General features: G+C 30.8%; 13 protein-coding genes. 12 read left to right on the forward strand and 1 reads right to left on the reverse strand.

Annotated features, from left to right (window positions below; translation table 11 throughout):
- Positions 1-93: 93 nt before the first annotated feature.
- Both C1I91_RS15275 and C1I91_RS15280 read left to right on the forward strand, forming a co-directional pair.
- Positions 94-1,245, forward strand: coding sequence for a trans-sulfuration enzyme family protein (locus C1I91_RS15275; protein ID WP_128213626.1), 1,152 nt, complete (start codon positions 94-96; stop codon positions 1,243-1,245).
- A 5-nt stretch (positions 1,246-1,250) separates the two neighbouring features.
- Positions 1,251-2,393, forward strand: a complete 1,143-nt coding sequence (locus tag C1I91_RS15280) for a trans-sulfuration enzyme family protein (RefSeq protein ID WP_128213627.1) — start codon at positions 1,251-1,253, stop codon at positions 2,391-2,393.
- Between the two features lie 234 nt (positions 2,394-2,627).
- Here C1I91_RS15280 and C1I91_RS15285 read toward each other — a convergent pair whose 3' ends face one another.
- Positions 2,628-3,845, reverse strand: a complete 1,218-nt coding sequence (locus C1I91_RS15285) for a C39 family peptidase (protein ID WP_164880551.1) — start codon at positions 3,843-3,845, stop codon at positions 2,628-2,630.
- Positions 3,846-4,768: 923 nt separating this feature from the next.
- Here C1I91_RS15285 and C1I91_RS15290 point away from each other — a divergent pair.
- From C1I91_RS15290 to C1I91_RS15330, 10 genes are all read left to right on the forward strand, one after another.
- The gene (locus C1I91_RS15290; protein ID WP_128213629.1) at positions 4,769-5,026 is read left to right on the forward strand and encodes a TM1266 family iron-only hydrogenase system putative regulator; all 258 of its coding nucleotides are present in this window, start codon (positions 4,769-4,771) and stop codon (positions 5,024-5,026) included.
- A 19-nt stretch (positions 5,027-5,045) separates the two neighbouring features.
- Positions 5,046-6,464 carry a [FeFe] hydrogenase H-cluster radical SAM maturase HydG gene (gene hydG / locus C1I91_RS15295; RefSeq protein WP_128213630.1) on the forward strand — a complete coding sequence of 473 codons (1,419 nt, stop codon included), beginning with the start codon at positions 5,046-5,048 and terminating at the stop codon, positions 6,462-6,464.
- A gap of 789 nt (positions 6,465-7,253) precedes the next feature.
- Positions 7,254-8,255: a rod shape-determining protein gene (gene mreB / locus C1I91_RS15300; protein ID WP_128213631.1), complete on the forward strand. Its 1,002-nt coding sequence runs from the start codon at positions 7,254-7,256 to the stop codon at positions 8,253-8,255.
- Positions 8,256-8,364: 109 nt separating this feature from the next.
- Positions 8,365-8,496 carry a hypothetical protein gene (locus C1I91_RS29420; protein WP_275051623.1) on the forward strand — a complete coding sequence of 44 codons (132 nt, stop codon included), beginning with the start codon at positions 8,365-8,367 and terminating at the stop codon, positions 8,494-8,496.
- Positions 8,497-9,059: 563 nt separating this feature from the next.
- Positions 9,060-9,461: a hypothetical protein gene (locus tag C1I91_RS15305; protein WP_128213632.1), complete on the forward strand. Its 402-nt coding sequence runs from the start codon at positions 9,060-9,062 to the stop codon at positions 9,459-9,461.
- Positions 9,462-9,636: 175 nt separating this feature from the next.
- Complete coding sequence (locus tag C1I91_RS15310; protein ID WP_128213633.1) at positions 9,637-10,059, forward strand: hypothetical protein; 423 nt, start codon at positions 9,637-9,639, stop codon at positions 10,057-10,059.
- 87 nt (positions 10,060-10,146) lie between these two features.
- A complete protein-coding gene (locus C1I91_RS15315) occupies positions 10,147-10,932 on the forward strand; it encodes a hypothetical protein (protein ID WP_128213634.1) in 786 nt (261 codons plus the stop codon).
- Positions 10,913-11,752 (forward strand): hypothetical protein, encoded by an 840-nt coding sequence (locus C1I91_RS15320; RefSeq protein WP_128213635.1) that lies wholly within the window; start codon positions 10,913-10,915, stop codon positions 11,750-11,752. Before C1I91_RS15315 ends, C1I91_RS15320 begins: the two co-directional genes overlap by 20 nt.
- On the forward strand, positions 11,749-12,546 hold the full coding sequence (locus C1I91_RS15325) for a hypothetical protein (RefSeq protein WP_128213636.1): 798 nt from the start codon (positions 11,749-11,751) through the stop codon (positions 12,544-12,546). Before C1I91_RS15320 ends, C1I91_RS15325 begins: the two co-directional genes overlap by 4 nt.
- A 15-nt stretch (positions 12,547-12,561) precedes the next feature.
- Entirely contained in the window at positions 12,562-13,221 is a 660-nt protein-coding gene (locus C1I91_RS15330; RefSeq protein ID WP_128213637.1) for an ABC transporter ATP-binding protein, read from the forward strand.
- The last annotated feature ends 107 nt before the right edge of the window (positions 13,222-13,328 follow it).

The raw sequence follows: 13,328 nt of genomic DNA on the forward strand, positions 1-13,328 counted from the left end.
TTTTAAACCAGTTTATAAAAAGATACGGTAAAAATACTTACTGCCAGAATTTCTTTATATTTGTTCAAAAAATTATTTAGGGGGCTTTTTAAGATGAGTGAAGGAAGTTGTTTAAGGTTTGAGACTACTGCTGTACATGGAGACAAGGGGTATGATCCATTGACAGGAGCTATTAGCTTTCCGATTTATCAATCTTCGACCTTTAGACATGGAGGTTTAAATGAAAGTACTGGATATGATTATTCAAGGTTGTTAAACCCAACCAGCGAAGAAGTTGAAAATACTGTAGCTAAACTAGAAGAAGCAAAATATGGGATAGGCTTTTCAACAGGTCTTGCTGCTATTGATGCAGTACTAAGATTATTTAAACCTGGAGATCACATATTGATTTCTGATGATCTTTATGGAGGAACCTTTAGATTGTTCAGAGAAATTTACAGCGTTTATGGAATTAAACACAGTTTTATTGATACCACAGATTTAGATGAAATAGTAAGAAATATCAATGAAAATACTAAAGCAATATTTATAGAAACACCTTCCAATCCTATGATGAAGGTCACTGATATAAAGGCAGCTGCAGAAATAGCAAAGCTAAATAACCTTATAGTAATTGTAGATAATACTTTTTTAACACCATACTTTCAAAAACCATTGAATTTAGGTGCTGACATTGTGGTTCATAGTGGTACAAAGTTCCTCGGTGGTCATAATGATACCTTGGCAGGTTTTGTGGTAACAAATAGTGATGCTATAAAAGAGAAAATTATATATTATAAGAAAGCTACTGGAGCAGTTCTATCTCCTTTTGATTCGTGGCTTATACTGAGGGGCATTAAAACACTTCATATCAGAATGGATAAAAGTCAGGATAATGCAATAAAGATAGCAGAGTTTCTAAGAGTTCATCCTAAAGTTGAAGAGGTCTTTTATGTAGGACTTCCTGAAAGTAAAGGATATGTTATAAGTAAAAAGCAGTCTTCAGGCTTTGGAGCAATGATTTCTTTTAAAGTGAAAGATAAAGCTGATGTAGCAGAAATATTAAAGAATGTTAAGGTTATAACTTTTGCTGAGAGTCTTGGAGGAGTTGAGACTCTAATAACTTATCCTCAAACACAGACTCATTCAGAGGTTCCGCAGGAAATTAAAGATAGACTTGGTGTTACAGATAAATTACTGAGATTATCTGTAGGGATAGAAAACATAGAAGACTTAATACAAGATTTAAAGAAAGCTTTGGGGTAATAATTATGAAATTTGGAACAAAATTAATTCATAATGGAAATGAAATTGATGAAATAACAGGAGCTTTGAGTATACCTATATACCAAGCTTCCACTTTTCATCAGAAAGATATAGATAACTTTAGTAAATACGACTATTCAAGAAGTGGCAATCCTACAAGAGAAGCTTTAGAAGATACTATAGCTCAGCTTGAAAATGGATATAGAGGTTTTGCTTTCTCTTCGGGTATGGCAGCAACTTCCTCAGTATTATCAATATTTTCTGCTGGAGACCATATTATTATCTGTGAAGATGTTTATGGAGGAACTTATAGAATAGCATCAAAGGTTTTTAGTAGATTTAATATAGAGTTTACCTTTGTAGATGCTTCAAAGCTTGAAAATATAAAAAAAGCAGTTAAACCTAATACAAAAGGAATATTTTTAGAAACACCTTCAAATCCATTGCTTAAGATAACAGATTTGAAAGGGGCTATAGAAATAGCTAAAGAAAGTAACTTAATAGTTATTGTAGACAATACCTTCATGTCTCCTTACCTTCAAAGACCTTTGGAACTAGGTGCAGACATCGTAGTTCATAGTGCCACTAAATTTATAGGCGGGCACAGTGATGTAGTGGGAGGCTTAGCGGTAGCCAAAAGTAAGGAGCTTTCAGATAGAATTTACATGATACAAAATTCTTTTGGAGCTATTCTAGGACCACAAGATTGTTGGCTGCTTTTAAGAGGTTTAAAAACTCTAAAAGTAAGAATGGATGCTCATCAAAGGACAGCTATTAAACTTGCTCACTGGCTAGAAGAGAGGGAGGAAATTGAAAGAGTTTATTATCCAGGATTAGAAAGTCACCTAGGACGAGAAATACATTTTTCACAAGCTTCTGGGTCAGGTGCAGTACTTTCTTTTAAGTTTAAGACTATAGAGCAAACAAAGTACTTTTTAAATAATATTGAAAATGCAGCATTTGCTGTATCTCTTGGAGGTGTTGAAACTATAGTTTCATACCCAGCTAAGATGTCCCATGCAGCGATTCCAAAGGAAGAAAGACAATCTTTAGGTGTAAGTGATACTCTAATTAGAATATCCGTTGGCTTAGAAGAATTTGAAGATTTAGCTGATAGTTTTAATGAAGCAATTTTAAGTGTTTTATAAAAAAGCTCACTGATTTTTCCATTTTCTACTTTGTACTCTGACAGGCTATCTTAAAATATTTATATTGTTAGTTCTAAAGAGAAAATTTAATGAAGCTGATAACTCTTACTTTAATAGATATAAAGTACTATAACAAGGGCGTATTTGACATACTCTTAAAATTAAAAGCACTTAGACAAGTAATTATATTATAGAACTTGCTAAGTGCTTGTGAATACTTATTTAAAAATTATTTTAGTTTTTAGAATGGATTCTCATCCAAGATGGATCACCTATATCTGAACTATTATAATTTATAGCAACATCCACTGGTGTAGTGCTCCAAGTATCATGAACAATTACATATTCGTAGTCTGTACCTTGATATTCATATCCTACACCGGTAACAGCATGTCCATCACCATATCTAGAATTTTGAAGACTACAAAATACAGGATCAGATTCATCTATCTCATCACGGAAATCTCCGTATGGTGATTCATCTTCGCCTTTTCCTCTTGGATCTGTAAATATAGCAAGCCTCCAGCCATGATTAGCAGCTACTTGTTTAATTCCTGGTCTTTCATTTGAGATACTGGTACCGCCGTTACTATCTGTGTGCATTGCAGCTGCCAATTCATCAATCAATGCATTACCAGTAGGTACTCCTGAATGATGATAGTAAGCTAGTACATTTGCTGCTGCAGTAGGTGCACAACCTCTATACCAATTATAGTCTGGAACTCCTGAAATAACTTTATGATATAAATATGAAGAGTTATTTTTTATTTTTGAACTGCTTAGTGGATTGTAGTCTGGAGCTATATTTTCTTCTTTTACATTTTCACCAGAAAGCATGTCCCAAGTCTTTTTAGCAGAAGTGACATTCTTTGCCTTGTGCTCTTTTGTTTTAGCTTCTTCAGTCATTGATTTTACAGTGTTATTATCAATTTCCTTATTATCTCTTAGGTCAAAGTACTTGTAATTTGAAGCTGCTTTTGCAAAATTTCTATTAGATGCATTTTTATCAGTATATTTAATACTATAACTTAAAATACCACTGTATATATAAGTTATGTCAGTCTTATCCTTAAGTTTTGAAGTTAGTTCGGTGTATGGAGAATAAGTTCCTATAGCTGATTCCAGTATAGGCTCATTTTCTTTATTGCTACTTAATATAATATAACCCTTTGCTCCAGTTTCTCCATTCTGTACATCAATGCTATAAGCAACTAATTTTCCATCAAAATCATATAGATTCTTTTGGCTAACAACCTTTATATTTGTCCATTTATCGCTCTTATATTGATTAACTATTCTAAAAGCATTTTTGGCAAGGCCTTCAATTTTGGTAGAATCAGTTAGATGTTTTATTACATCCTCCTTGGTAGCAGCATGTACAGTACCAGCGCTTATCAAAGTACTTAGTATTGCTGTTGCAGTGACAAATGATAATAATTTTTTTGGTTTCATAATGATCATCCTTTCTATAATTAATAACTGTACGAGTTTCATAATAGCATACTTAAATGGTAAAAACAACATATATGTAACTACAAAATAGCAATTGTGTGTTATATTGATTATTTCGGAGTAATTCCGATCTTATATTCCATAAATAGCCATATATAATTCAATATGAGTAATTATTGTTACTGTTGCAAACTTCTATAGAAAATATTATATTTCATGATAAACTTATGTTTCATTATGTAGTTACCTTAAAAATTGTGATCAAGATTAGTTGAGCTAGGGCTAAAACAGACTTTCTTACTAAAAAGAAAGGCTTTTTCATTTATATGTTACGGTGTTCATTCTTCATGGGGCATTTCTTATAGAACGGAAACTAAAATAAAACTTCTTGGAAGTCAGTTCCTTTTACTTTGGAAAACCTTGTGATATAATAGACATAGTTGGTGTACTTTCTGAGCTTAAGCTCTTTGGGATTAGTTGCTTTATAACTTAAGCTTTTATAAAGGGATTATCTTTAATAGTTTTATTCTCAAGGTTTGCCACAAAAAAAATATGTTTAAAGTATCGTACTGAATGGATGAGGGTTCGTCCCAAATTAGAAGGCGAGAGAATAGTTGTTATAAACTCAGGGAATTAATTTATTTGATTAACTGCGATTTATTTTCTGTCCTTGTTCCTTTTTGGTACAAGGACTTTTTGCTTTTTAGATAATATAAAACGTATTTCTATCTATAAATATTAATTTGATACAGAGTGAAGTCTTAAAATATTTATAGATAGAAGCTATGATCTATATAATGCTGAAGAGTAGAAGTTTAAAATATGTAATCTGTCATAAAAAACATTGAATTTTTTAATGGTGGATATGCATAAATCACTAATGAAGCCACATTAGCGATTTATATATGTGAAAGGAATTTAATATGGATACAAGAATCGCTATTATTGGAATTGTTATTGAAAATAAGGATTCGGTAGAAAAATTAAATACTATTCTGCATGAATATAATGATTACGTTATAGGCAGAATGGGAATCCCTTATGCAGAGCGAAAAATTAATATAATAACTATAGTTGTTGATGCACCTAATGATGTTATCGGAGCTCTTTCTGGAAAATTAGGAATGTTACCCAACGTAAACATCAAAACGGTTTACTCTAAGGTTTTTAGCCAGGAGTAATAATATTGGAGGGATTTTAATGTATAATGTTAAATCTAGAGTTGCTACAGAATTTATTGATGATGAAGAGATAAAAAGTACTCTAGCCTACGCCCAAGAAAACAAAAGTAACAGAGAACTTATCGCTAGTATAATAGAAAAAGCAAGAAGCTATAAAGGCATAAGTCATAGAGAAGCTGCTGTGCTTTTAGAATGCGATGTAGATGAACTAAATAAAGAGATGTATACACTAGCTAAAGAGATAAAGCAAAAATTTTATGGCAATCGTATCGTAATGTTTGCTCCGCTATATCTTTCAAATTACTGTGTAAATGGATGTGTGTACTGCCCATACCATTATAAGAATAAACATATAGCAAGAAAGAAACTAACTCAAGAAGAGATAAGAAGAGAGACTATTGCTCTTCAAGATATGGGACATAAGCGCTTAGCTTTAGAAGCTGGAGAGGATCCTGTAAACAATCCACTTGATTATATTCTTGAAAGCATTAAAACCATATATAGCATCAAACACAAAAATGGAGAAATAAGACGTGTAAATGTAAATATTGCCGCTACTACTGTTGAAGACTATAAAAAATTAAAAGATGCTGGTATCGGAACTTATATATTATTCCAGGAGACTTATCATAAAGACACTTATGAAGAGCTTCATCCAACAGGACCAAAACATAATTATGCTTATCATACAGAAGCTATGGATCGTGCTATGGAAGCTGGTATTGATGATGTAGGTATTGGTGTACTATTTGGATTAAACCTTTATAAATATGACTTTGTAGGTCTTATGATGCATGCTGAGCACTTGGAAGCAGCAATGGGAGTAGGACCTCATACCATAAGTGTACCTCGTATTAGACCAGCTGATGACATAGATCCAGATAGTTTCTCAAACGCAATATCAGATGAGATTTTTGAAAAGATAGTTGCTATAATACGTATAGCTGTACCATACACAGGAATGATTGTTTCTACTCGTGAGTCTAAGAAAACTCGTGAACGTGTACTTGAGCTTGGAGTGTCACAAATCAGTGGTGGTTCTAAAACAAGTGTTGGTGGATATGTTGACCCTGAACCAGAAGAAGAAAACTCAGCTCAATTTGATGTCAATGACAATCGTACTCTTGATGAAATAGTAAACTGGTTATTGGAACTCGGATATATACCAAGCTTCTGTACAGCTTGCTACAGAGAAGGTAGAACTGGAGATAGATTTATGAGTCTTGTTAAATCAGGACAAATTGCAAACATCTGTCAGCCAAATGCATTGATGACATTGAAGGAATACTTAGAAGATTATGCTTCAGAAGAAACTAAAAAGAATGGTGAAAAATTAATATTGAATGAAACTGAAAATATTCCTAATGAGAAGGTTAAAACTATTGTTAAAGAACATTTAACTGAGCTTAAAGAAGGAAAAAGAGATTTCAGATTCTAGTAGTTTTATTATAGCTACCTTTGACTCGCTAAAGTCTTAGGTAGTTATTTTTTTGTTCTTTAGGAATTCTTAACGAAGTATAAATCTCTCTCAAAGTATAGTGAAAAGAATCTTGTCCTTTTTGCAAAATATATTCTAGATATAGCTATAGATAAGTAGGAGTAGCCTGCTGAAAATAAGCTATAGGTATCCAACTTCAACAATTAATTTATATATGCCCGATAATCCCCAGAAGCCGTTATTATAGAACATTTATAAATTAAACTTCCGTAAATTATACCTATAATTCAATTCAAAGAGCTTTTATAGGTTACAGTATATACACTAAAAAGCAAAACTTATTAACTTTTTATAAATTAAATCTTTATTAATAGAACAATTATAGTACTTAATATAAATGTGTTTTTAATATATTAGAACAAAGGGATGTTTACCATAAGACTCTTCCCTTAATAAAGTATCTTTAAAGATTTCTGTGAATAGCATAATTATTTTACCAATGATATTTTGCATGTAAATGGCTAAAACTCGATGATTTGCTGGGGTTTATTCCCACATTTTAACTTAATAATACTGCGCTAATGTTATCCATTAAAAGTATATAAATATATATTATGGGTTATTATGCATAATTTATGCATTGATACATTAGCAAAAAACGGTTTATACTGTAAAAAAAGTTGTTATTGGATGCATAATGTAAAGTTAAAAGTCATTCTCAAATGCAATTTTAATATTATTTCAATACATATGGTTGTAATAAAATGTAATTTGAAAGGAGCAATATAAATGGGATTTTTAACATCGTCTAAAGATTTAGGAATAGATTTAGGAACATCAAACACTTTAATATATTTAAGGGGAAAAGGGATCATCTTAAGAGAACCTTCTGTAGTAGCAATTAAGACAAAGAATAGACAAGTCATAGCTGCAGGGATAGAAGCTAAAAACATGATAGGAAGAACCCCAGAAGGAGTAGAAACAGTTAGGCCTTTAAAGGATGGTGTTATAGCTAACTTTGACTTAACAGAAAAAATGGTTAAGATATTTATAAATAAGATAAAGATGGGTGGTAGTGTAAAGCGTTCTAAAGTTGCTGTATCACATCCATCAGGAGTTACTGAGGTAGAAAAAAGAGCTATAAATGAAGCTATAAGTCAAATCGGCGTACGTAAAGTAATGCTTATAGAAGAACCTATCGCTTCTGCTATAGGAGCAGGATTACCTGTAGATGAACCTATTGGGAATATGATTGTGGATATAGGTGGAGGTACCACCGAGATTGCTGTAGTTTCACTACAAGGTATTGTAAGGAGTAAAACTTTACGAATAGCTGGAGATGAACTAGATGAAACTATTATGAGTTATATAAAAAGAGAATTTAACCTCCTCATAGGAGATATAACCTCAGAAAATATTAAAGTGCAGCTAGGCTGCGTATATGCAAAAGATTTAGCCGAGGATAAAGAAATGGAAGTGAGAGGTCGAGATTTGGTTACAGGTCTGCCAAGATCTATAATTATTAAAGAAAGTCAAATAAGAGAAGCTTTGAAAGAACCAGTAATAACAATAATTCAAGAGATTAAGGCTACAATAGAAGAAACCCCTCCAGAACTTGCTGCGGATGTAATGGACAAGGGAATAATGCTTTCTGGGGGTGGAGCACTTCTAAAAGGATTAGATGAGCTTATATTCAGTGAAACATCAATTCCTGTTCATATTGCTGAAGAGCCTCTAGAATGTGTAGTTAGAGGGGCAGGCAAGTGCTTAGAAGTTATAAATGTGATATAGCGCATACAAAATTATATCTTACTTACTCTAAGAATATAGAAGCTAATGAATGTGCTATAATATAAGAAAAATGATAAATTCTAAATATTATATAAATTAATAATAATTAATGAGTTATGAAGCTATTCTTCGTGTTAATGAGACTGGAAGAATAGTTTTTTATTCTTTAGTAGTTTTTGTTGTAATACTTGGAGTTATTACTTTAAGAAGTAAAGAAATAATTATGTTAGAGAATAATTGATAATATATGTGAGAGGTTAGAGTGACTTATTTGCTCTAACCTCTTTTTCAAGATATAACTCTCTTAAGATTACCAACGCTATTATAAAGTGTAGTTAAAAAGTTTATCTTATTCACAGGAAAAATACTAAATACGACCTGTGATTTTTACCTATAGATACTTCTATTTAGAATTACTTTAGTATATTTGATATAAGTAACTTATTGAATCATTTGAGGTAAAGCGTATAGGTATTCATAAGGAAAATTAAAAAATAAAGAAACAAATATTAATTATATTTTAAACATTTTAGTTTGAAAATGTTAATTTATCGCATTAAATATAATTTTACTAAACTTATTGGAAAAATATTGTTATATATATAACGTATCTTCATTGATTGTAAGTCGTAACGCGAAAAAACAATCATAAAATGAAATAAACTTTTATTTTAGCAGTATGTTATTTCGACACTCGGTTTCCATTTTATATGATACTATTATAAATGTAGACAAGCTTGTTAAAAATATGAATTCATCTAACAAAAAAATCAAAAAATTAAAATCTTTTTGGGAGGAGAAAAAATGAAAATGAAAAAAGTAGTAGCAGCTGGACTTGTAGCTGCTGCAGTAATGGGAACTTCAAGTATTGCATATGCAGGTGTGTATTATAATTATGATCTAGTTGTACCTGTTAGTGGTGGTATTGATACCTCTCCAGGATATAAAGCTGATGCAAGTGCACCATACGCGTACAATGACAATGAATTAGTAGGTGGTGGTTATAAACTTTATAGCACTATTAGGTTACATGATACAAATGTAAGTGATGAAGACTATTTCACTGCTAACGGATGGTCAAAGATGAAATACTATGGTGATGCAAGTAATGTAAGAGGTTACAGTCTAACAATGCATATAAAATCTGGAATGGATTGCTGGGTAAGAGTTCATGCAGCAGGTTCATGGACTCCAGATTCTTACTAGAATTAGGTAGATATCAGTAAGAGTTAGAATAGGTGCATGCATAACACAAATATTAACAATATTAATGTTATGTATGTACCAAAAGTTGAAATTTAGATTATCACTAACCAATTAGGTAGACAAGAATTGGTTTAGTGCTTTGAAAATATATAAAAGATTGAAAAGGGGTAACTTTATGTTAAAAAAAGTAAAGAAAAAAGGAGTTATAGTTTCTGGGATTCTTGCATTAGCTATAATGGGGACTTCAAATATTGCTTATGCAATGAACAATTCTGGAAGTTATGATTTAGGAACTCCTATTTTTGGTGGAATTGATACGTATGATGTTACTAAAAATGATGGTAATGCGCCATATGGTTTTAATGATAATCACTCTGTATCTGGAAATTATAAATTGTATAGTGCTATAAGACGTTCTGACACTAGTGAACAAATTACTTCTGAAGACTTCTTTACATCAAATGGCTGGTCAAAGATGAGCTATAACGGTAAACAGTCTTGGTACTATGGTTATAGAACAAGAATGCATATTAGATCAGGTTCAGATTGTTGGGTTGTAGTATCTACTTCTGGTGAATGGACTCCTGATTGTTATTAAGTCAAGAAGAGTTAATATTAAAATAGGAATAGATATATTTACTACATCTATTCCTATTTTCCATAAAGAGTATTGGGGAGGCTATATATGAAATTTTATTTTAAACAAGAAATGAGAAGAGCATTATATTCAAAGAATATGATAATAGCAATTGTTTTGTCATGTATTTGCATGTTTTCTGGTATACTACTAGGAAATTTTTATGTAGAAAAGAAGGATGCTGTATATTATTTTATGCTAGCTCATTCGCTAGGTAGAACTAGTCTACTTTCCTTACTAGGTCCTGTAATTGTATCATTACCATTTGCAGCTTCATTTCTAGAAGATAAGGATAGTGGATTTTTGAAACTAATATTATTAAAAATCTCTCGTAAAAAATATTTATTAACAAGAATTATATCTAATGCAATAGCAGGTGCACTATCAATAACTGTTCCTTTGATAATAGTATTTATCTTTTACTCTTTAATCTATGGTGTGAAGACAGGAGGAATGGCTGCAGGAAAGTATGCTGGAGATTTAGATTGGTTATCCGTAAACAAACCAGTACTCTTTGTAATTGTAATACTAGTACTTTCCTTTATTTTTGGAATAGTTATTTCAACCTTGGGACTAGGATTGTCAACCGTTATAAAAAGTAAGTATTTAACTATAATATTACCATTTTTGTTTTCTATATTTACTGGAACTGTATTTCAGTATTTTGGTATAAATAAAATATTTGATTTTGAGCTCGCTGGATTATTTGATTTCAATTTAACAGGATTAGTAAATTTACGTCACATCCTTCTTTATGACTCAATTTTGTGTTTATTAGGTATATTACTTTTTGTAAATTTTTCAAGAGGTAAAAATGGTGATAAGATTGAATAAAATAAGATTATTTAAAAATTATTTTAACTATAATATTATAAATAAAATAACATTAAGTGCTTTATTTATATTATTTCTTTACTTATTTGGTGAATTTATAGATTTTCTCAAGAACTTTGCTGGATATAAGGATGTAAGTGTATACGATTATATGATATTTCTATTTAATCAATACATTTTCTTAGTATTTTTTTTAGACTTATTCTTTTTGGCAATAATAAAAAACTTTATAAGTAAGAATAGTTTTAGCAAGTACCTAATACTAAAGTTTTCTAATAGAAAACAGCTTTTTATAAATAATATTGTAGCCATAGCTATTACTTCTTTTCTATATGTACTTATTGCTGTACTTATTGTGATTATACAGGGAGGATTTAACCTGAGGGTTTCCAATAATTGGACAACTGTTAGCAGTTTATCTGCAAAAATAACTCAAACTGAAGTAAGTGGCTATTTTAAAGCTGTCAGTCCTTTAGTTGCTTGCTTATTAAATTATTTATTAACTTCATTATATATCTTGTTTATTGGTATAGTTTTCTATGTAAGCAGTCTTTATTTTAGAAAAACAATAATTCCTTTTGTTATTTCAATAGGATTTATTGTTATAGGCGTTACAGCATATACCGGTTCAGTACAGTCTGCTGTAAAATTCAGCCTCTGTGAAAATGCAATGATATATTCACAAGTATGGGCTTCTACTAACTTCCTATATCAGATAGGTTTTAAACTGATATTTTGGTTGATAACTATATCTGCCTTAATAGCGTTAGGCCTATATAGAGTCAAAAGAGTAGATTTCAAATTTGAAGGTGAAAAATGAGAAAATTTATTAACATGTTAAAACTTAACTTATGTTCTATATTCTCGCCTAAGGTAATAATCCTATGTATTGCTATGTTTGCATCCATGTTATTTATGACTACTGGTATGTATGGCAGCGCTTTTAATTCAAGCTCTATATTAAATATTATCTTTGTTGGTCCGCGTGATCTTGCTGAAGATATAGGTCAGGTATTTATGTATCTTTTTTACCAGGTGCCTATATTAGTAATGATGGGTAACTTCTTGTACAAACAAATTAATGAACAGAGTACTTATCTAATACCGAAGATGGAAAGCAAGAAAAAATGGTATCTCTGTGTTATTACAACTAATTTGATTACTAATTTACTATATTACGGTGTAGGGGTAGGTATTATAGTTTTGTGTGATAAATTATATTTATTATGTAGCAGTAGCCAAAAAGTTATAGCTGTAGATATTATGAAAAGTATCATAGATACATATTCCTTTGTGAGTATTTTAATTTTACTTGTTGCTACAAGCTTTTTACTTACACTGATTCAAAATACCCTTACCTTGGTATTTAAGGATTCTAATATTGCATTTATTACTAACATGGTTTTAATATTATTTTTTATAGAGTTAGGTGCACATAACAAATTAGATAAGTTTTTACCTCCTAGTCAAGGAATTCTTATCAAGCACTATACAAGTAATTTCTCTATATTATGGTCAATAGTCTATATAGTTATATTTAGTTGTATACTTTTGTTTATTAATTTTAGAATAGTGATGAAAAATGATTTACTCATACTTTCAAAGGGTAGATAGAGAAGAGGAGATATTATGGGAAAAAAGGTAGTTGAAATAAAGAATTTATATAAAAAATATAAGGATGCAGTAATACTTAATAAAGTAAATTTAGAACTTGAGGAAGGTAAAATATATGGCATAGTAGGAAGAAATGGTTCAGGTAAGTCTATGTTATTTAAGACTATATGTGGGCTTATCAATCCTACAGAAGGTGAAGTTAAGGTTTTTGGAGAGGATATAGCCAATGGTAACTTTCCTAAAAATACAGGAGTAATAATAGAAGCACCAGGTTTTCTCCCTCAGTATTCTGGGTTTAATAATTTAAAGTTATTAGCTTCTATCAATAATGTAGCTACCGATGAAGATATCAAGAAGGTAATTGATTTAGTTGGGTTAAATCCCGAAGATAAGAAGCCTGTAAAGAAGTTTTCATTAGGTATGAAGCAAAGACTAGGAATAGCTCAAGCTATAATGGAGAAACCTAAATTGCTTATATTGGACGAGCCTATGAATGGACTTGACAGTAGTGGAGTAGAGGATATAAGAAATCTAATTAAAGAATATAAAAGCACAGGTGTAACCATAATACTATCAAGTCATAATAAGGAAGACATTGAGATACTATGTGATGAAGTATTCAATATGGAAAATGGTGTACTAACTTCTTCTAAGACAGAAAAGAGTAGAAATTAAAGGCATTAAACTCACGTATAGTAATTATCTATATAAGTATCAATGATTATAGAAAATATAATTATAAAAACACTCTAGCTAAAAGGTAAATCCTAAAGCTAGAGTGT

This window comes from Clostridium manihotivorum (assembly GCF_004015185.1).
In the GTDB taxonomy this organism is placed as follows: Bacteria; Bacillota; Clostridia; order Clostridiales; family Clostridiaceae; genus Clostridium_AR; species Clostridium_AR manihotivorum.

Excerpts from the sequence above, each read along its gene's own strand:
- C1I91_RS15275 (WP_128213626.1), top strand. The coding sequence starts at position 94 with ATGAGTGAAGGAAGTTGTTTAAGGTTTGAGACTACTGCTGTACATGGA.
- C1I91_RS15280 (WP_128213627.1), top strand. The coding sequence starts at position 1,251 with ATGAAATTTGGAACAAAATTAATTCATAATGGAAATGAAATTGATGAA.
- C1I91_RS15285 (WP_164880551.1), bottom strand. The coding sequence starts at position 3,845 with ATGAAACCAAAAAAATTATTATCATTTGTCACTGCAACAGCAATACTA.
- C1I91_RS15290 (WP_128213629.1), top strand. The coding sequence starts at position 4,769 with ATGGATACAAGAATCGCTATTATTGGAATTGTTATTGAAAATAAGGAT.
- hydG (WP_128213630.1), top strand. The coding sequence starts at position 5,046 with ATGTATAATGTTAAATCTAGAGTTGCTACAGAATTTATTGATGATGAA.
- mreB (WP_128213631.1), top strand. The coding sequence starts at position 7,254 with ATGGGATTTTTAACATCGTCTAAAGATTTAGGAATAGATTTAGGAACA.
- C1I91_RS29420 (WP_275051623.1), top strand. The coding sequence starts at position 8,365 with ATGAGTTATGAAGCTATTCTTCGTGTTAATGAGACTGGAAGAATAGTT.
- C1I91_RS15305 (WP_128213632.1), top strand. The coding sequence starts at position 9,060 with ATGAAAATGAAAAAAGTAGTAGCAGCTGGACTTGTAGCTGCTGCAGTA.
- C1I91_RS15310 (WP_128213633.1), top strand. The coding sequence starts at position 9,637 with ATGTTAAAAAAAGTAAAGAAAAAAGGAGTTATAGTTTCTGGGATTCTT.
- C1I91_RS15315 (WP_128213634.1), top strand. The coding sequence starts at position 10,147 with ATGAAATTTTATTTTAAACAAGAAATGAGAAGAGCATTATATTCAAAG.
- C1I91_RS15320 (WP_128213635.1), top strand. The coding sequence starts at position 10,913 with ATGGTGATAAGATTGAATAAAATAAGATTATTTAAAAATTATTTTAAC.
- C1I91_RS15325 (WP_128213636.1), top strand. The coding sequence starts at position 11,749 with ATGAGAAAATTTATTAACATGTTAAAACTTAACTTATGTTCTATATTC.
- C1I91_RS15330 (WP_128213637.1), top strand. The coding sequence starts at position 12,562 with ATGGGAAAAAAGGTAGTTGAAATAAAGAATTTATATAAAAAATATAAG.